Origin of the sequence: Haloarchaeobius amylolyticus (assembly GCF_026616195.1) — an archaeon.
GTDB classification, from domain to species: Archaea; Halobacteriota; Halobacteria; order Halobacteriales; family Natrialbaceae; genus Haloarchaeobius; species Haloarchaeobius amylolyticus.
Genome location: NZ_JANHDH010000001.1, coordinates 1,974,219 through 1,992,967, shown reverse-complemented (window position 1 = coordinate 1,992,967; position 18,749 = coordinate 1,974,219). Strand labels below are relative to the sequence as shown.

General features: G+C 65.7%; 14 protein-coding genes. 4 read left to right on the top strand and 10 right to left on the bottom strand.

The features are described 5' to 3' along the window. Window positions 1-168 precede the first annotated feature (168 nt). The 10 genes from NOV86_RS10270 to NOV86_RS10225 all read right to left on the bottom strand — a co-directional run bounded on the left by NOV86_RS10270 (window position 169) and on the right by NOV86_RS10225 (window position 12,558). Window positions 169-765, bottom strand: a complete 597-nt coding sequence (locus tag NOV86_RS10270; protein WP_267641289.1) for a diacylglycerol/polyprenol kinase family protein — start codon at window positions 763-765, stop codon at window positions 169-171. A 1-nt stretch (window position 766) separates the two neighbouring features. After that, complete coding sequence (glyS, locus tag NOV86_RS10265; RefSeq protein ID WP_267641288.1) at window positions 767-2,497, bottom strand: glycine--tRNA ligase; 1,731 nt, start codon at window positions 2,495-2,497, stop codon at window positions 767-769. After that, window positions 2,490-3,341, bottom strand: coding sequence for a CBS domain-containing protein (locus tag NOV86_RS10260; protein ID WP_267641287.1), 852 nt, complete (start codon window positions 3,339-3,341; stop codon window positions 2,490-2,492). Before NOV86_RS10260 ends, glyS begins: the two co-directional genes overlap by 8 nt. Before the next feature lie 149 nt (window positions 3,342-3,490). After that, window positions 3,491-4,075 carry a DUF7529 family protein gene (locus NOV86_RS10255; RefSeq protein ID WP_267641286.1) on the bottom strand — a complete coding sequence of 195 codons (585 nt, stop codon included), beginning with the start codon at window positions 4,073-4,075 and terminating at the stop codon, window positions 3,491-3,493. A 53-nt stretch (window positions 4,076-4,128) separates the two neighbouring features. After that, window positions 4,129-4,611, bottom strand: coding sequence for a DUF7555 family protein (locus NOV86_RS10250; RefSeq protein ID WP_267641285.1), 483 nt, complete (start codon window positions 4,609-4,611; stop codon window positions 4,129-4,131). Window positions 4,612-4,613: 2 nt separating this feature from the next. After that, a complete protein-coding gene (locus NOV86_RS10245) occupies window positions 4,614-6,278 on the bottom strand; it encodes an ABC transporter ATP-binding protein (RefSeq protein ID WP_267641284.1) in 1,665 nt (554 codons plus the stop codon). Next, a complete protein-coding gene (locus NOV86_RS10240; protein WP_267641283.1) occupies window positions 6,275-7,660 on the bottom strand; it encodes an ABC transporter ATP-binding protein in 1,386 nt (461 codons plus the stop codon). The genes NOV86_RS10245 and NOV86_RS10240 overlap by 4 nt, the downstream gene beginning before the upstream one ends. After that, complete coding sequence (locus tag NOV86_RS10235; RefSeq protein WP_267641282.1) at window positions 7,660-9,450, bottom strand: ABC transporter permease; 1,791 nt, start codon at window positions 9,448-9,450, stop codon at window positions 7,660-7,662. The genes NOV86_RS10240 and NOV86_RS10235 overlap by 1 nt, the downstream gene beginning before the upstream one ends. A gap of 1 nt (window position 9,451) precedes the next feature. Continuing rightward, window positions 9,452-10,546 (bottom strand): ABC transporter permease, encoded by a 1,095-nt coding sequence (locus NOV86_RS10230; RefSeq protein ID WP_267641281.1) that lies wholly within the window; start codon window positions 10,544-10,546, stop codon window positions 9,452-9,454. A 158-nt stretch (window positions 10,547-10,704) separates the two neighbouring features. Continuing rightward, entirely contained in the window at window positions 10,705-12,558 is a 1,854-nt protein-coding gene (locus NOV86_RS10225; protein WP_267641280.1) for an ABC transporter substrate-binding protein, read from the bottom strand. Window positions 12,559-13,100: 542 nt separating this feature from the next. Between NOV86_RS10225 and NOV86_RS10220 the strand changes: the two genes are divergently transcribed. From NOV86_RS10220 to NOV86_RS10205, 4 genes are all read left to right on the top strand, one after another. Next, window positions 13,101-13,271 carry a DUF7556 family protein gene (locus tag NOV86_RS10220; RefSeq protein ID WP_438266710.1) on the top strand — a complete coding sequence of 57 codons (171 nt, stop codon included), beginning with the start codon at window positions 13,101-13,103 and terminating at the stop codon, window positions 13,269-13,271. A 147-nt stretch (window positions 13,272-13,418) separates the two neighbouring features. Further along, window positions 13,419-13,838 carry a PPC domain-containing DNA-binding protein gene (locus NOV86_RS10215; protein WP_267641279.1) on the top strand — a complete coding sequence of 140 codons (420 nt, stop codon included), beginning with the start codon at window positions 13,419-13,421 and terminating at the stop codon, window positions 13,836-13,838. Window position 13,839: 1 nt separating this feature from the next. After that, window positions 13,840-17,928: a DNA-directed DNA polymerase II large subunit gene (locus NOV86_RS10210; protein ID WP_267641278.1), complete on the top strand. Its 4,089-nt coding sequence runs from the start codon at window positions 13,840-13,842 to the stop codon at window positions 17,926-17,928. Window positions 17,929-18,173: 245 nt separating this feature from the next. Further along, window positions 18,174-18,734 (top strand): response regulator, encoded by a 561-nt coding sequence (locus NOV86_RS10205; protein WP_267641277.1) that lies wholly within the window; start codon window positions 18,174-18,176, stop codon window positions 18,732-18,734. Window positions 18,735-18,749: the final 15 nt, after the last annotated feature.

Sequence of the window (18,749 nt, the reverse complement as noted above, 5' to 3'; positions counted from 1 at the left end):
AGCTCCAGCGCGAGTTCCATCACCAGTTCGCCCTCGCCGACGACCGCCGCGATGATTGCGAGCACCACCAGGACCACGAGCGCGATCACGAGCAGTTCGAGCAGTGTCATACACGAGTGACGCTGCGGAAACCGGGAATATCTCGGGCCTACACAGCTAGCCGTCGGCTCAGACCGGCACCGTCCCCGTCAGTGCCAGCATCACCCAGGCGGTGACCGTGGCCGCGATGGGGATGGTGAGGTTGTCGTCGATGACGTAGCCCGCGACGACCGGTTTCACCCCGTCGGCCAGCGTCGCCGCGACGGCGGCCGCGATGGCCGCGACCGCCGGCAGGAACGCGAGCGCGAACGCGAGGCTGACGAGGAACATCGCCACCAGCACCCGCGGGCGCTTGACCGCCCGCAACTCGCCCGAGGAGAGCAGGCCGCTGATGGGGTCGCCGATGGTCAGCATGTACATCGCGGGGATGGCCACCTCGGGCGGGAACAGCAACCCGGCGAACGCTCCGCCGAGCATGTACAGGGCGTAGCCCGCCAGGTTGTCCTGCTCGTACTCACGGGTGAGCTTGTCGAAGATGGCCCAGTCGAGTCCGACGAACAGCCGTACGGCTTCGAGGACGAGTGCGACCACCACCGCGAGGACCAGGAACCCCTGGACCGCGCGCCAGCCGATGGTCGGCACGCCGTCGAGCTGGCTCACGAGGTACGCGGTCGGCAGGACCGCACCGCTCGCGTGCACCAGTCGCCGGGCCACCTCGTCACGCATCTCAGAGGTCGTCGAAGGTCCGGGCGCCGGTTCGGAGGTCGGTCAGCACGTCGCCGAGGTCGTCGAGGTCGACGCGGACCTGCTCGGTCGAGTCGCGCTCGCGGATGGTCGCCGTACCGGTCGGGTCGCCGTCCAGCGTCACGCAGAACGGGGTGCCGACCTCGTCCTGCCGCCGGTAGCGCCGACCGATGGAGCCGGAGTCGTCGTAGGCGACCGAGAGGCCGCGCTCGCGCAGGTCGGTCGCGACCGACTGCGCTTTCTCGGGCAGGCCGTCCTTGCTCGTCAGCGGGAAGACGCCGACGAACGTCGGGGCGACCTCGGGGGCGAGCGCGAGGTAGCTGCGCTCCTCGCCCTCGACCTCGTCCTCACGGTAGGCGTGGTGGACGACCGTGTACAGTGCCCGGTCGACGCCGAACGACGGCTCGATGACGTGCGGGACGATGTGCTCGCCGGCCTCGGTCTCCTCGCTCACGTCGAAGTTGACGTGCTCGGTCGGCACCTCGTAGGCCTCGCCGTCGACCTCGACCTCGACGCTGTCGCCGTCGAAGGCGCTCCGGTCGCGCTCGGCGAGCGTCTGCAGTGCCTCGGCGATGTCGCCGGCCGCGCCGCCGAACTCGGGGCCGAGGTAGCTCATGTCGGGGTCGACCGTCGCGCGCTCGACGTGTCTGGGCTCGTCGTACTGCTTGAACAGCGTGAAGTCGTCGTCGCTGTAGCTGCCGTGCTTCGAGAGGTCGTAGTCGCCGCGGTTCGCGAAGCCGGCGAGTTCGATCCAGTCGTCGTCGACCAGCGCCTCGGCGTCCCAGCAGTCCGCCGCGTAGTGGGCGAGTTCGCCCGGCAGGTGCTGGCGGAAGCGGAACTTCGCCATGTCGATGCCGATGCGGTCGTACCACTGCTTGGCGAGGCCGAGGTAGTACGCGACCCACGCGTCCGCGATGATGCCCTCGTCGACCGCGTCGCCGATGGTCATCGTGACGGGTTCGGCGCCGTCTTCCTCCTGCATCTCGGCGGAGTACAGCGGTGCCTCGACGTCGCGCACCGCGTCGAGCGTCGGCTCGTCCTCCTCGGGGTCGATGAACAGCTCGAGTTCGGCCTGCGTGAACTCGCGCAGCCGGAGCAGTGACTTGCGCGGGGATATCTCGTTGCGGTAGGCCGGACCGATCTGTGTCACGCCGAAGGGGAGCTGGTTGCGGGCGTACTCCTTGAGCTGTGGGAACTCCACGAAGATGCCCTGTGCCGTCTCCGGGCGCAGGTAGCCGGGCTGGGAGGAGCCGGGGCCGATGCTCGTCTCGAACATCAGGTTGAACTCCTCGATGGCCTGGCCCGCGAGGTCCGCACCGCAGTTCGGACAGGTCAGCTCGTGTTCGGCGAGCAGGTTCTCGACCTCCGGAATCGGCAGGCTCTCGGCCTCCTCGATGTCCGTGTTGTCCTCGATGATGTGGTCGGCACGGTGGCTCGCGTGGCACTCCGGGCACTCGACGAGCATGTCGTCGAAGCCATCGAGGTGGCCGGACGCCTCGAACACCGGCTCGGGCATCACGATGGGCGCGTCGACCTCGAAGTTACCCTCCTTGAGCGTGAAGCGCTCGCGCCAGGTGTCCTCGATGTTCTCCTTGAGGGCCGCGCCCTTCGGACCGTACGTGTAGAAGCCGGAGACGCCACCGTAGGCGCGGCTCGACTGGAAGAAGTAGCCGCGGCGCTTGGCGAGCTCGACGACGGTCGCCGTCTCAGTCATACAGCGCCTCCAGCAGGTTCAGGTCGCGCACGATGCCCACCAGCTGGTCGCCGGAGACCATCGGAATCTGCTCGATGTCGTGACGGATGAGCAACTGGGCGGTCTCCTCGGCGGTCTTCTTCGTCGAGACCGTCACCAGGTCCGCGGTCATGAACTCCTCGACCGGCTCGGCGGGGATCTCGACGTTCCGGGTCGGGAGGTAGCGGCCGCCGACCGCCTTGATGCCCTCCCACATCCACTCGTCGTCCTCGTTGGCGATGGACTCGCCGGTGTCGTCCTCGCCCTCGACGATGCGGGCGACCTCGATGATGTCGACCTCGGTGAGCATGCCGGCCATGTCGCACTCGTCGTCGAGGACGACCGCGTAGGGGACGTTCGCGTAGTAGAGCTCGCGCTCGGCGACGGGGAGCGGCGTGCCGGTGTAGGTGGTGTTCACGTCCTTCGTGGCGAGGTCGCCGACGACGGCGTCGGTCTCGGCGTCGCCGCGGGCGATGGCGTGGACCACGTCGGTGACCGTGACGATGCCTTCCAGTTCGCCGTCGACGACCGGGACGCGACGGGCGCGTTCCTCGACCATCAGGCGGGCGACGTCCGCGAGGCTCGTGTCGTCGGTCGTCGTCGGCACGTCCTCCATCAGGAGCGCCAACTGGTCCTCGTCGGGTCGCTCAATGAGGCTGTCACGTGAGACGAGACCGCGGTACTCCTCGCCGTCTTCGGTCTGTTTCACGACCGGGACCGAAGAGAACCCGTGCTCCTGCAGGTACGACAACACGTCGTCGCGGGTACCGGGCAACTCGACCGTGACCAGCTCGGAGCGGGGGGTCATCGCGTCGGCTACGTTCATATCGGCTGTATAGGTTCATTCTCCGCATAAAGCCCCTGTTTCGAATGCGGGGGGCGTGCCACTCCCCTCGCGGTCACGAACGTGATGGAGAACAGGATATATCAGGTGCTACGGGGGCGGCTGGGCGGCTGCTGGCGCCACCACCCGTCTCAGTTCTGCTCGACGTCGCCCGGACCGGGGGCGGGCGGGCTCCAGTCGTCGATGCGCTCGGCGTGCGGGACGAACTTCTCGTGGGAGTCGTGCTTGAACACGCCCAGGATGTCGCCCGGGAGCGTCTGGACGTAGGTGTAGAACTCGCCCTCCTCCTCGGCGTCGTGGACCATCCCGGCCGCATGACGCAGCTCGTACTGGCTGCCGATGTAGATGGCCGTCTCCGTCTCGGGGTCCATGTACTCGACGACGAGGAAGACGTTCCCGTTCATCTCGCGGCGGTACACCTCGTACTGCGGGAACTCCTTGCCCTCGAAGGCCTCGCTGAAGTCCTCGCCCATGTTCGAGGGGACGACGAACACCAGCCCGAAGCGGTTGTCGTCGTCGTCACCTGCCCGGCGGTTCCGCGGAGCCGTGTTCGCCGCCATGACCGTGACGGCCTCCCACCCCTCCTCGCGGCGCTGCTCGGCCAGCAACTCCATCTCCTCGAGTGCCTGTTCCCACGCGTTGGAGAGGACGTCCGCGTTGCTCGCGATTCGCTCGGCGTAATCCACGTCCTCACCGGACTCGGGCACGTCTGGCATATGTCCACACACAGGGTATGGAGTCTGATAAGGGTGTCTTTATTTGCCGCGGCTCAGGCCGCGCCGGGCTGTGCGATGCCGAAGACGAACTCCATCGCCATCGACAGCAGCAGCATGAACACCGACGCGAGCAGCAGTTTCGCGTTGACCGAGAAGCGGTCGTCCGGCGGGAGCGCGACCCACCGGACCGGCGGGAGCCACGAGACCAGCCGTTCGAGGCGCGTCTCGCGTCGCCCACCGACGGTCGTGTCGGCCTTCCGCTGGCGGTCGTCGCCCGCGGTGAGCAGGTCGCTGTACGGCTGGTCCGACCCCCTGGGTGAGGGTGGCCGGAGCTGGAACGAGGCGTACGCGAGCAGGGCGAACCCGAGCCAGAACAGGACGTGTTTGGTGGTGTAGAGCGTCCCCCGCCCGGAGAGCTCGAGGAAGGCCGACGACCCGGCGACCAGCAGGGTCACCACGAGGCCGTACACGACGGCTTCGACGGTCTTCCGTGCCAGCCGTTTCACGGCCAGTATCTCGGGCGGCGTCTCGCTCATCCTCAGTCGTGGAGCTGGTCGAACGCGACGGCAGGTTCGTCGTAGCGGTCCTGGTGACGGTGACAGAAGCTCGTGCGCCCGTCGTCGCTGACGACGTGGTGCTTGGGCTTGTCCGTGTCACACGTGCTGCCGAACTGCTCGAAGAGGTACTCGCGGGCCTTGTTGTCGTGGCCCTTCTCGATGTGGTTCGACGCCTGTCGCAGGTGTTCGGACACCTCCGAGGGCACGTCCACGTCGTCGAACAGCTCGTCGGTGATCTCCGTGATGTCGGAGAACCGCGTCTGCTGGCCGAGCAGCTCCTTCGCGCGGTCGGTGAGCGACCGGTCCGCCCGGGTCCGCTCGCGGACGACCTCGCGGAAGATCTCGATGCGCTCCCAGAGCTCGTCGTCGAGGTGCTCGTAGTCGTCGGGTCGGATCTTGACCGGACAGCGCGTGCTGAACGGACAGCCGACCGGCGGGTCGCGCGGGCTCGGCGGCGTGCCACGCAGCGTGATGCGGTCCTTCTTCGAGGTCGGGTCCGGTTCCGGGATGGCCGACAGCAGCGAGTGCGTGTACGGGTTCCCCGGGTTCTCGAACAGGCCGTCGGTCGGCCCGATCTCCATGATGTTGCCGAGGTACATCACGGCGACCCGGTCACAGATGTGCCGGACGACGGAGAGGTCGTGGGCGATGAACAGGTAGGTGAGCCCGAACTCCTGCTGGAGGTCTTCCAGCAGGTTGAGGATCTTCGCCTGCACGGACACGTCCAGTGCCGACACCGGCTCGTCCAGCACCAGGAAGTCCGGTTCGAGCGCGAGCGACCGGGCGATACCGATGCGCTGGCGCTGCCCGCCGGAGAACTGGTGCGGGTAGCGGTAGTAGTGCTCCGGGCGCAGCCCGACGGTCTCGAGCAGTTCGCGGACGCGCTGACGTCGTTCCTGGGGGTCGCCCCAGTTGTGGACGTCGAGGGGCTCGCGGATGATCTCCCCGACCGTCATGCGGTCGTTGAGGCTCGACTCGGGGTCCTGGAAGACGATACCGAGCTGGCGGCCACGGAGCTTCTTCAGCGCCCGGCCGGGTGCGGCCGTCACGTCGATGTAGCCCTCGTCGACGCGGATCTGGTCCCCGTCGCGGTGGCCGTCCTCGACGAACACGAAGTCCTTCTCGCCGAACAGGCCGAGTCGGGCACCGAACCCTTCGTCGACGATGTCCTGCACCGTGAGGTTCTGCTCGTTGACGAACTGTGCGGCGTCGATCTCGTCCGCGCTGACGTTCTCGTAGCCGGTCTCGCGAGCGACCGCGCCCGGCTCCACGCCGTCGGCGAAGAGCTTGGTCACGAGGTCGACCGGGTCGTTCGAGTCGTATATCTCCGCCAGCATGACCGTCCGGCGACCGAACGTGTTGGCCATCCGCTCGACCACGTCGGGCTTGTGGAAGCGGCTGACCCCCGCGGTCGCGTCTTCGAGCTGGACCAGCGTCCGCCCGAGCGTCGACTTCCCACACCCCGACTCGCCGACCAGCCCGAGCGTCTCACCCCGCTGGATGTCGAAGCTCACGCCGTCGACTGCCTTCACCGGTTCGTCGCTGATGAGTCCGCCACCCGGGTAGTACGTCTTCAGGTTGCGGATCTCGATCATGGACTCTTCCTGTACTGACTCCTGGGCGTGGGACATCGCTTGCTTGCTCATTCGTTGCTCCCTCCTTTGGCCTTGTGAAGCTCGATAGCCTCGGACTGCGTCTGGTCCTCGGGGTAGAGGAGGCAGGCGGCTCTGTGGTCCTCGGCGTCGTCGTTCACCTGTACCGGTTCGGGATGGACGGCCTGGCACTCGTCGAACGCCTTCGGACAGCGCGGCGCGAACCGACAGTACGACGGCTCCTCGTTCGGTGTCGGCACGTCACCCTCGATGGTGACGAGCCGGTCGCCCTGCTGTCTCCCGGGGATCGACTGGAGCAGGCCCTCCGTGTAGGGGTGTTTCGGGTTGCCGAACAGTTCCTCGACCGGCGCGGTCTCGATGACCTCGCCGGCGTACATCACGTTCACGCGGTCCGCGATGTCCGCGATGACACCCATGTCGTGGGTGATGAACATGATGGAGAGGTCGCGCTCGTCCTGCAGCTCTTGCAGGAGTTCCAGGATCTGTGCCTGGATGGTCACGTCCAGTGCGGTCGTCGGCTCGTCGCAGATGAGCAGTTCGGGGTCACACGCCAGGGCCATCGCGATGACGGCGCGCTGGCGCATCCCACCGGAGAACTGGTGGGGGTACTCCCCGACGCGGCGACGGGCGTCCGGGATGCCGACCGCCTCGAGCAGCTCGACGGCCTCCTCGGTCGCCTCGGAGCCCCGGAGCCCCTGGTGGAGCCGGAGCGCCTCCTTGATCTGGTTCCCGACGGTGTACACCGGGTTCAGCGACGTGAGCGGGTCCTGGAACACCATGGCGATGTTGCCACCGCGGAGGCGTCGCAGGCCGCGCTCGTGTGCGCGTGTCACGTCGACGTAGCCGCGGTCGACGCGGATCCCGTTCGAGTCGGACGTCCCCTCCTCGACGAAGACGAAGTCCGTCTCCTCGACGAGGTTCAGCTCGTCGGCGTAGCCCGACGCGATGAGGTCGTCCCAGTGGACCGCGCCGTCGGCGACCATCTGGGCCGCGTCGACGCGCTCGGGCGGCAGGCTCGCGTACTTCTCGTGCTGGGTCAACTCGGCGGGCGTGGCACCGTACTGCTCCATCGCGTCGCCGACGACCGTCGCGAGGTCGTGCTCCTGTTCGAGCTTCGTGAGGTCGACGGTCCGACCCCGGTAGGTGTTCGCGAACCGCTCGACCGTCTCGGTGTCGCGGAACTGGATGGAACTCCCACGCAGGGTGCGGCCGGGGCTCTCGACGAGGCCCATGATGGAGCGGGCCGTCACCGACTTCCCGGACCCGGACTCGCCGACGATACCGACCGTCTCACCCTCGTGGATGTCGAAGTTGACGCCGTCGACGGCGCGGATGACCTCCTTGTCCGTGAAGAAGGAGGTCTGCAGGTTCTTGATGCGGAGGATGGTCTCCTCGCGCTGCTGTTGCAGCGACATCACCCACCACCTCCTGCGGCCGCGGCCTCGTCAGCACTCGCCCCGCCGGACTGCGGGTCGATGGCGTCGCGGATACCGTCACCGAACGCGTTGAAGCCGGTGACGACGAAGACGACCATCAGGCCGGGGATCGTGGAGATGTGCCACGACACCGTCGTCACGTACGTCCGGCCGGCGTTCACCGCGCGGCCCCACTCGGGGGTCGGCGGCGTCACGCCGAGGCCGAGGAACGACAGTGCGGCGACGCTGATGATGATGCCACCGAGGATGAGCGACCCGTAGACGAGCAGGTAGCCGGCCACGTACGGCAGCATGTGCTTCTTCATGGTCGCGGTCGGGCGCTGCCCGTACGAGCGGGCGGCGTCGATCCACTCCTGCTCGGAGACCTGGAACGCCGGGCCACGGATGGCGCGCCACAGCCCCGGCCAGCCGGTCGCCGCGAAGATGAGAGACAGGAGCAACCCACCGTTGTACACGTTCGAGATGGGGTGGCTCCCGAAGACGACCGAGAGCATGATGTATATCAGTAACCCCGGCATCGCCTGGATGGAGTCACTGGTGATGACGACCAGCAGGTCGGCCAGTCCCTTGTAGTAGGCGGTCACCATCGCCAGGGCGGTCGCGATGAACCCACCCAACACGATGGAGACGAGGCCGATGAACAGTGACACCCTGGCCCCGTCAGCCATGAACGTGAACAGGTCTTTCCCTGTCGTCAATGTCCCGAATGGATGGAACCGTCCGAACTCGTCGTAACTCATCGGACCGACGTTCCGGTCCGGGTTCCCCTGCGAGCGGCTCGCGAGGTTCGCCGAGCCGTGACTGATCTCCTGGACCTGACCGTTCTCCGTGTAGTTGAACGTGTAGCTGTACGGGTCGTAGATGTTCTCCTGGGTCGTGACCGGGCCGAGCGCGGGTGCGAACAGCGCCATCACGATGAACATCACGACCATCAGGAAGCCGAACTGGCCCCAGCGGTGGGTGCTCAGCCGGTCGATCATGTCGTCACGGGGCGTCCAGTCGGCGTAGCGGTAGTGGCGGCGGAACGTCTTGTAGCCGTACCAGAGCCAGCCGAGCCAGACGAACGCGTACGCGTAGATGAGCACGGTCCGGATGGCCCAGGCGTACGCCGGGGCGAGACCGAGGAAGGTCCCGTGGTACGGGCCGAGCGGCCCGGTCGGGTACTCGCCGGTCGCACCGGCGGGCGGCTTGAACCCGTCGTTCGGGATGAGGTCGCGCGAGAGCAGCGTCGGGAAGTTGTCCCCGAACCACGTGCCCACGCCCGCGGCTGTCTGGGCGAAGCCGTGGAAGAGCTGTGCCAGCGACGGTTCGCCGATGACCGGCAGGGCCGGCAGCAACATCCCCAGGGGCTCGTAGAGCAGGACGGCCCAGAGGATGGCCAGTCCCACCATGATGATGAGCCGTTCGAGCAGTTCGACGGACATCGGGACGTCTTCGAGTCCCAGTTTCTCGACCAGGTTGAACGGGATGAACAGCGCCTTGACGAACACCGCGAGGATGCTCAGGATGATGAGCGCACCGAGGCCGCTCATCACCGCGCCGCCAGCGGTCCCGAACGTCTTGAACATCTGGTCGACGTACCAGCCACCGATCTCTGTACTCCCGTTGATGAGCGGATTGATCTGGTCGCCGAAGAGGACCATCGTCCTCGCGAACGCCCCGAACTCGAGGGCGAGCAGCACCAGTACCCCGCCGAGCCAGACGAGTGCCGGCTCGGGGTGGGCGAGAATCCGCTCCCGTAGTGTCGCGTTTTCCTGTACCTGACTCATGTTATTCGTACCCCACACGCGGATCGATTATCGTGTACATGAAGTCCTGGAGGATGTTCATGAACACGATGATGAGGATGAAGATGAACATCAGCGAGCCGACCAGCGGCACGTCGCCCTGGAGGGCCGCCTGGAAGAACAGGTAGCCCAGCCCGTTGATGCTGAAGATCGTTTCGAGGATCACCGACCCACCGATCAGCAGGAACGCCTCGTTCAGGATGATCGGGACGAGCGGAATCAGTGCGTTACGGAACACGTGCTTCCAGACGATCTTCCGGTTCGAGAGACCCTTGGCGCGTGCGGTCTCTACGTAGTTGGAGTTGACCGTCTCGAGCACGGCGGTCCGGCCGAGGCGCATCTCGTTCCCCATCGAGGAGGACCCGAGGACGATGGCCGGCGGGAGGACCATCTTGACGGCCTGCAGGAACTTCGTGCTGTCGAACTCGAACAGCGGGAAGTTGAACAGGGTCGTGCCACCGATCGCGATGGCGGTCGTCCCGGCCGGGTCGTAGAAGTCCAGCGGCGGCTGGCCGATGATCTTCGTGTCGACGAAGAGCTTGGCCCATTCCAGCTCGAACAGGCCGAGTGTCAACATCGAAGAGTAATCTTTCGACTGGCTCAGGACCGACAGCAGGATGACACCGAGCCAGAAGTTCGGCATCGCACGCCAGACGATTCCCCCGAACGACGCGATGTAGTCGCTGAAGGTGTTCGGGTTGAGGCCTGCGTAGAAACCGAGCGGGATACCGATGAACAGCGGGATGAGGACCGACCAGAAGCCAAGCCACAGCGTCCGTGGCGCGTGCTGGACGATGAGTGTCATGGCTGTGGTCCCGTCCTTGATGACGTAGGACTCACCCAGGTCGAACGTCAGCAGCCCGATCATGTAGTCGATGTACTGTTCCCACAACGGTTGGTTCAGGCCGAGTTGGCGCTCTACCTGCTCGTACTTCGACGCAGGCACGTTCGGTCCGAGAATCGCTGCGACCGGGTCCAGCGGACCCATTCGAAGGACCATGAACGTGATCGTCGTACCGAAGAGTACCACAGGGATGGCCAGGAGCAGTCGGCGGGCGAAGTAACTCCACCTGCTCATGACGTGTCCCTCCGGTGATCCACTTCCATCACCATTGTTCTACTCATAGTGTATTTTGCAGCCATGGTTATGTCTTGCGTTCCTTTCTCACTCTAATTGAGGTTATAGCAGGGGCTAGACGGTCGAAAAATGAAAAATCGGGTACCCGTTGACCCGCGTTAGCTCCGGTCGTTCAGGTAGACGTTGTTGAACTTCATGCGGCTGCCACCGGCGGCGCCGGTGCGCGGCATGTCGACCCAGTCGTACGCGAAGCGCTCGGAGACGCTGTGGTACGTCGGGAGGAGGACCATGTCTTCCCACATGGCTTCTTCCATCGTGACGTAGGCCTCGTTACGCTTCTGCTGCGCTTCTTCGGTCGGCTCGGGGTTGTCCTGGACGGTCTGCCACGCGTCGGCAGCACGCTGGGAGGCGTCGCCCTCTGCGTCGTCCCAGTCCAGGTAGAAGCCCTTCGCACCCTCGGAGGTGTCGGTGAGCTTCGGCACCATCTGGCCGAGGAAGTTGTCCGGTGCGGGCCAGTCCATGATCCACCCGAGCGAGTAGGCGGCGAGGTTGCCCTGGCGGCCACGGTTGAGGAGCGTCGAGAACGGCGCCTCCTCGAGCTTCATGTTGACGTGTGCACTGCTGAGCTTGTCGCGGAGGATCTTGCCCAGGCCCTGCCACGTGTCGGACTGGTAGGTCGTGAACGTGACCTCGTACTTGTTGTTCGGGCCGTAGCCAGCGTCCTCCATGATCTGGCGTGCGGACTCGAGGTCCGTCGTGTTGTAGCCGTACGGGTAGTTGTTCTTCGCGTGCTCCGTGTAGGCGGGTGCCTGACCGGGGTAGATGCCCGGCGGCGTCAGGTGGTACGCGGCCTGGCCGCGACCCTTGAAGACCTGGTCCACGCCCTCCTTCTGGTTCATCGCGTAGGCGATGGCCTTCCGGACCGGAGCGGGGACGTTCTTGGCGTTCAGGCCGATGTAGAACGTGTTGATGGTCGCGTACTGGAGGTAGTTGGCCGTCTCGCCGTTACGCATCGGACCGTAGGTACCGATCTTCCGACCCTTGTCGTCCGTGGTCTCGATCTTGACCTTGCTCGGGTCGTACTTCGACGTCGGCATCGAGGCCAGGTCGGAGTTCTTGTTCTGGCCGTAGTTGTACGACGCGTCGGGGTCGGTGATGACCTGCCAGTGGACGCCTGCGACGAACGGGACGGGGCCGTGGTAGTCGTCGTTGCGGACGACGGAGGCCTGCGTGTTGGTCTCCCAGTTCTCGAACTTGAACGGACCCGCGCCGACGGGGTTCTCCGTCGCGAACTCGGAGTGGGACATCTCGCCGTCGTAGCCGTCGATGTCGCCCACGATGCCCTCCGGAATCACGGAGAACGAGGTGTACGCGAGCATCTCCAGGGTGGACGCGAACGGCTTCGTCAGCGTCATCTCGAAGGTCGTGTCGTCCACGGCCTCCATGTTGAGCGAGCCGGGGACGTAGTTGCCGTCGGAGTCCGTCTCGTGCTCGACGTTCATCGCGTACGCGAGGATGAAGTAGTCACGCCGCGAGTTCTCGGACGCTGCGAGGCGCTCGAAGGAGTAGACGACGTCCTGTGCGGTGACGGTGTCACCGTTGTGGTATTTGACGCCCTCTTTGAGGTTGATGGTGTAGGTACGGAAGTCCTCGGAGACCTCGACGTCCTTCGCGAGGAGCGGTTCGACCTCGACCTCGCCGTTCGGGTAGTTCATCAGGGCGTCGAAGACCTGCTGGATAACCGTCCCAGAGGCCGTGTCGGTCGCCTTGATGGGGTCGAGGGTGCTCATCGTCGCGTTGATGAGCTGGAAGGTCTTGTCGAGCTTCTCGCGGTCCTCCTGCGACCGTGTCGTCTTCTCGGTCGCGGTGTCCGTCGAGCCCGCGGTCGTGGTGTCTGTTTCGGTGTCGCCTTCGCCACCGCCGCCGAGACATCCCGCAACCGCCACTGCAGATGCTGCGCCGCCAGTCGCTTGCAGGAAGCGACGACGGTCGATGCTGGTATTGTCTGTCATCCCACGCACCCCTTTGGGGACGGTATGGTTAAAATTACCGTTATGGTCTGCACCCATTTTACATACCCATAGGTTTAAGAAACGCGTGCGGAATCAATATAAGATATTCTCCACGAGAACCGAGGTAACTCTTACCATGACTGGTGGCTATATGTAGGAAGAACTGAGAACAAGGTGTTGGCTGTTTATCTGGATGTGGCACTTCTATCGATTCGAGGACACGCGGTAGCGGGAGAGAAACGGGAGACGAGAGTCGAACCCGACTTGTTCTCCTCGGCAATTATCGACTCACTGTCCCGTAATCGCGACTTCAAATCAGTCTGGGTATTCACATAGTTGAACGTTCTGTGGGCCATGAAGCAACACCAATTTATATATTCACGGCCCACAGACACACGGAAATTGGTATCGTTTCACGTGGGGTGTGTCAACACGAAAGCGCGGCCAGTCGACGGGAACCGTGTGGTACTCGTTCACTCCTCTCTCTGAAACTTGACTGTCGAGTCGATGAGTTTATAACCGACCATGAGACAGTGACTCATATGGCAGCATCCGAGTCAGGCCCGTCGGGTCCAACCGACGAGCGGGATGTGGTAGCGTCTGTCGACGGTGACGGCTCCTCGAAGGAGTACGTCATCGCGGACATCACAGACGATGGAGCCTGGCTCTCGATGCGAGCAGAGGACGCACCGGACCTGCCGGACTGGCGCTGATCGAACCCTTCTCTGTCGTTCGCACCTCCCAGCGAGTGCCGTCTCTGCGGCTCGTTCCCGGGGGCTCCAGAGAAACCGCCGCTCCGGCTCTCGGCCCACCCGGCCGAGGACACTACTTTTTTCCCACAGACCCTCTTTCAGATGGGTATGCACTACCGGGAAGTCGCGACCTCGCGGGAGTTCGTCGTTCGGCTCGAGACGGGGGGCGACTGGCGCGCGCAACTCGAAGACCTGGCCGCCCGGGAGGACCTCGAGGCCGCGTGGTTCACGGGCCTCGGTGCGGTCCAGGACGCCGAGGTCTGGTTCTACGACCAGGACCGACAGGAGTACGACGCCGTGACCTTCGACGAACCGCTGGAGGTCGCAGCCTGCGTCGGCAACGTCGCCGACCTCGACGGGGAACCGTTCGCCCACACGCACGTCGTCCTCTCGCGACCGAGCGGGCAGGCCCTGGCCGGCCACCTCGACGCCGCGACCGTCTGGGCCGGCGAGATGTACGTCCGCGAGTTCGAGGAGCCGCTCGTGCGCGAGCACGACGAGACCACTGACCTCGACCTCTGGCTCTAGGATGCGGGAGGCAGACGAGCGGTACTTCGAACGGATCGAATCCCGCCTCGACGAGGCCTTCGAGCTCGCCGAACGCGCCAAGGGCCGCGGCGGCGACCCCGAACCCGAGGTCGAGATTCCGACCGCCCGCGACATGGCGGACCGCGTCGAGAACATCCTCGGCATCGACGGCGTCGCCGAACGCGTCCGCGAACTCGAGGGCGAGATGAGCCGCGAGGAGGCGGCGCTCGAACTCGTCACGGACTTCGTCGAGGGCGAGGTCGGTGACTACGAGACCCGCGAGGGGAAGATCGAAGGGGCGGTCCGGACCGCCGTCGCCCTGCTCACCGAGGGGGTCGTCGCGGCTCCCATCGAGGGCATCGACCGCGTCGAGTTGCTCCAGAACGACGACGGCACCGAGTTCGTCAACGTCTACTACGCCGGCCCCATCCGCTCTGCGGGTGGGACCGCCCAGGCGCTCTCCGTCCTCGTCGCCGACTACGCCCGGGCCCTGCTCGACGTCGACGAGTACAAGGCTCGCACCGAGGAGGTCGAGCGCTACGCCGAGGAGATCGGCCTCTACGACAAGGAGACGGGCCTCCAGTACTCGCCGAAGGACAAGGAGACGAAGTTCATCGCCGAGCACATGCCCATCATGCTCGACGGGGAGGCCACCGGCGACGAGGAGGTCTCCGGCTACCGCGACCTCGAACGCGTGGACACGAACTCCGCCCGCGGTGGCATGTGTCTCGTCCTCGCCGAGGGTATCGCGCTCAAGGCCCCGAAGATCCAGCGCTACACGAAGAACTTAGAGGAGGTCGACTGGCCGTGGCTCCAGGACCTCATCGACGGGACCTACTACGACAAGGGCGACGACGGGGCGGACGCAGACGACACCGAGGGCGAGGATGCGGACGCTGACGGCGACGAGGCCGACCACGACGCCGATGGCGAGGAACCGGACTCGGCCGGTCCCGCCGGCCCGCCCCGCGTCGACCCCGCCACGAAGTACCTGCGCGACCTCATCGCGGGCCGCCCCGTCTTCGGCCACCCCTGCGCCTCCGGCGGGTTCCGCCTCCGGTACGGCCGCTCGCGCAACCACGGCTTCGCGACCGCGGGCGTCCACCCCGCGACGATGCACCTCGTCGACGACTTCCTCGCGACCGGCACCCAGATCAAGACCGAACGCCCCGGGAAGGCCGCGGGTGTCGTCCCGGTCGACAGCATCGAGGGGCCGACGGTCCGCCTCGCCAACGGCGACGTGCGTCGCATCGACGACCCCGAGGAGGCCCTGGAGGTCCGCAACGGTGTGGAGAAGATACTCGACGCCGGCGAGTACCTCGTGAACTTCGGCGAGTTCGTCGAGAACAACCACCCTCTCGCCCCCGCCTCCTACACGGTCGAGTGGTGGCGCCAGGACCTCGAAGCCACCGAGTGCAACGTCCAGGCGCTCCAGGACTCCCCGCACGTCGACCTCGCCGACCCCAGCGCCGAGGAGGCGCTCGACTGGGCGACCACCTACGACGCGCCGCTGCACCCGAAGTACACCTACCTCTGGCACGACATCGGCGTCGAGCAGTTCGCCGCCCTCGCCGACGCGGTCGCCGGAGGCTTCGTCGAGGACGGCACCCTGCACATCCCGCGTTCCGAGCCGGTCCGCGAGGCCGCCGAGCACATCCTGCTCCAGCACACCCAGACCGACGACGAACTCCTCGTGCGCGACTGGGTCCCCTTCGTCCGCAGCCTCGGCCTCACCCGCGACCTCGAGCGAACCTGGACGCTGGACGACCTCTCCCCCGAGGCCCGCCAGTGGGACGACGGCGAGAACGCCGTCAAGGCGGTCGACGAGGTCGCCCCCTTCGAGATCCAGGAGCGCGCCCCGACCCGCATCGGGACCCGGATGGGCCGCCCCGAGAAGTCCGAGTCGCGCGACCTCTCGCCCGCGGTCCACACCCTGTTCCCCGTCGGCGAGGCCGGCGGGAGCCAGCGCTCGGTCGCCGAGGCAGCCAAACACGCCCCCGACATGCGCTCGACCCCCGGCGTCATCGAGGCACGGGTCGGCGACCGCGAGTGCACCCAGTGCGGCGAGCACTCGTTCAAGGTCCGCTGCCCCGAGTGCGACGGCCGGACCGAACCCTACTACTGGTGTCCCGACTGCGAGCAGGAACTCGAACCCGACGAGGCCGGCCGCGTCTACTGCGACCGCTGCGAGCGCGACGGCACCAGCGTCGACACCACCGAGATAGACATCAAGGCCGAGTACTGGGACGCCCTCGACGCGGTCGGCGAGCGCGAGAACGCCTTCCAGATACTCAAGGGCGTCAAGGGCCTCTCCTCGCGGCACAAGACCCCCGAACCGATGGAGAAGGGCGTCCTCCGGGCGAAACACGGCGTCTCGTCGTTCAAGGACGGCACCGTCCGCTACGACATGACCGACCTGCCCGTCACGTCGGTCCGCCCCGTCGAACTCGACGCCACCGCCGACCAGTTCCGCGGCCTCGGCTACGAGGAGGACATCCACGGCGAACCTCTCCAGCACGACGACCAGCTGGTCGAGCTCAAGGTGCAGGACATCGTCCTCTCCGACGGCGCCGCCGAGCACATGCTCAAGACCGCCGACTTCGTCGACGACCTGCTCGAATCCTACTACGGCGTCGAACCCTTCTACGAGATGGACGACCGCGAGGAGTTGATCGGGGAACTCGTCTTCGGGATGGCCCCCCACACGTCCGCCGCGACCGTCGGTCGGGTCGTCGGGTTCACGAGTGCGGCCGTCGGGTACGCGCATCCGTACTTCCACGCGGCGAAGCGCCGGAACTGCTTCCATCCCGAGACCAAGGTCTGGTTCGAGGACGAATCCGGCGAGACACACTACGACGAGATTCAGAGCTTTGTCGAGGAGCGACTGGACCCCGAGACAGCCGAGGAGGACGACTTCGGGACGCTCGTGCAGGAACTCGACGGCGACGTGTTCGTCCCGAGTGTCGATGATGAGGGCAACGTCGTCAGGAAGTCGGTCGAGGCTGTGTCGAAGCACGTCGCGCCCGACCACATGGTGCACATCGAGACCCAACACGGTAGAGAGTTGACGGTGACACCCGACCACGAGGTTCTCTGCTGGGAGTCTGGTCGCGTCACCCGCGTCGAGGCGAGAAATTTGGATGGTGGCGAGTCGCTCATCATCACGAACGACACGCCGGAGGTGGCCAATGCGGAAGCACTCGCCACCGACGGAGGTCTCACCGAACTCGATACTGTCGAATCGGTCGAACCGGTGTCCACTGAGACCGAACACGTCTACTGTCTCACGGTCACCGATACCCACTCGCTGTTCGCGAATGGCATCGCGGCGGCGCAGTGCGACGGCGACGAAGACTGCGTCATGCTCCTGCTCGACGGCCTGTTGAACTTCAGCAAGTCCTTCCTCCCGGACAAGCGCGGCGGGAAGATGGACGCCCCGCTCGTCATGTCCAGCCGCATCGACCCCTCGGAGATCGACGACGAGGCGCACAACATGGACATCATGTGGGAGTACCCCCGCGAGTTCTACGAGGCGACCCGGGAGATGGTCGACCCGGACGACGTCGAGGACATCATGAAGATCGCCGAGGAGACCCTCGGAACGGACCGCGAGTACACCGAGTTCGCGCACACCCACGACACGACGAACATCCATCTGGGGCCGTCGCTGTCGGCGTACAAGACGCTCGGGTCGATGCAGGACAAGATGGACGCCCAGCTCCTCCTCTCCCGGAAGCTCCGGTCGGTCGACGAGACCGACGTGGCAGAGCGCATCATCGAGGGGCACTTCCTGCCGGACCTCATCGGGAACCTGCGGGCGTTCTCGCGACAGGAGACGCGGTGTCTGGACTGCGGCGAGAAGTACCGGCGGATGCCCCTCACGGGCGACTGCCGGGAGTGTGGCGGCCGGGTGAACCTCACGGTCCACCAGGGGTCGGTGAACAAGTACATGCAGACGGCCATCAACGTCGCCGACGACTTCGGCTGCCGGGACTACACGAAACAGCGTCTCGAGAAACTGGAGAAGGCGTTGAACTCCATCTTCGAGAACGACAAGAACAAGCAGTCGGGTATCGCGGACTTCATGTAGTCGTTCGCGACTGGCTCTCACCTACCACGATGCGAATATGTTCTGTCGTGGTGGCGGAGATACCCACTGGAAATCCCCGTGTCGATGCGGATTTAATTCCTCTCAGAAGTTATTAATAGTTGATAGTAGTGCCGTAAACGGCGATAAACTATATTTTCGTACCCGGGAGATACCTCTCTATAGCAATCTGTCGTGGGACAGTCATCGGTGGACGCGGGCGTGTCCCGGGCAGGGGTCCAGTCATCATGAAACGCGAATCCAGACCCACGGTGCTCATCGTCGACGACGAACCGGAGATCGCGGACCTGCACACCGCGTTCCTCGATTCCGACTACGACGTTCGCACCGCCTACAGTGGCGCCGAGACGTTCGACCTGCTCGACGAGACCGTGGACGTGGTCCTGCTCGACCGCCGGATGCCCGGGCAGTCGGGCGACGAGGTGCTCGGGGCGATCCGCGAGGCGGCGTACGACTGCCGCGTCGCGATGGTCACCGCGGTCGAGCCGGACTTCGACGTGCTCGAACTCGGCTTCGACGACTACCTCGTCAAGCCCGCCGGCCGGGACGGGTTGCGCGACCTCGTCGACCGGCTGCTCCGCCGGGCGGACTACGACGAGCGGTTCCAGCGCCACTTCGCGCTCGCGGCGAAGGCGGCGACGCTGGAGGCGTACAAGGACCCGGCGGCACTCGCGGAGAGCGAGGAGTACCAGCAGTTGAAGGACGAACTCGCAGCACTCGACGGCGAACTCACGGCGGCGCTCGACGCGATGGAGACCGACGAGGTCGCGATGCTGTTCCGCGGGTGAGCCCGGCGGGCGAGC

Coding starts and splice junctions, on each gene's coding strand:
- NOV86_RS10270 (WP_267641289.1), bottom strand. CDS start 765: ATGCGTGACGAGGTGGCCCGGCGACTGGTGCACGCGAGCGGTGCGGTC.
- glyS (WP_267641288.1), bottom strand. CDS start 2,497: ATGACTGAGACGGCGACCGTCGTCGAGCTCGCCAAGCGCCGCGGCTAC.
- NOV86_RS10260 (WP_267641287.1), bottom strand. CDS start 3,341: ATGAACGTAGCCGACGCGATGACCCCCCGCTCCGAGCTGGTCACGGTC.
- NOV86_RS10255 (WP_267641286.1), bottom strand. CDS start 4,075: ATGCCAGACGTGCCCGAGTCCGGTGAGGACGTGGATTACGCCGAGCGA.
- NOV86_RS10250 (WP_267641285.1), bottom strand. CDS start 4,611: ATGAGCGAGACGCCGCCCGAGATACTGGCCGTGAAACGGCTGGCACGG.
- NOV86_RS10245 (WP_267641284.1), bottom strand. CDS start 6,278: ATGAGCAAGCAAGCGATGTCCCACGCCCAGGAGTCAGTACAGGAAGAG.
- NOV86_RS10240 (WP_267641283.1), bottom strand. CDS start 7,660: ATGTCGCTGCAACAGCAGCGCGAGGAGACCATCCTCCGCATCAAGAAC.
- NOV86_RS10235 (WP_267641282.1), bottom strand. CDS start 9,450: ATGAGTCAGGTACAGGAAAACGCGACACTACGGGAGCGGATTCTCGCC.
- NOV86_RS10230 (WP_267641281.1), bottom strand. CDS start 10,546: ATGAGCAGGTGGAGTTACTTCGCCCGCCGACTGCTCCTGGCCATCCCT.
- NOV86_RS10225 (WP_267641280.1), bottom strand. CDS start 12,558: ATGACAGACAATACCAGCATCGACCGTCGTCGCTTCCTGCAAGCGACT.
- NOV86_RS10220 (WP_438266710.1), top strand. CDS start 13,101: ATGGCAGCATCCGAGTCAGGCCCGTCGGGTCCAACCGACGAGCGGGAT.
- NOV86_RS10215 (WP_267641279.1), top strand. CDS start 13,419: ATGCACTACCGGGAAGTCGCGACCTCGCGGGAGTTCGTCGTTCGGCTC.
- NOV86_RS10210 (WP_267641278.1), top strand. CDS start 13,840: ATGCGGGAGGCAGACGAGCGGTACTTCGAACGGATCGAATCCCGCCTC.
- NOV86_RS10205 (WP_267641277.1), top strand. CDS start 18,174: ATGAAACGCGAATCCAGACCCACGGTGCTCATCGTCGACGACGAACCG.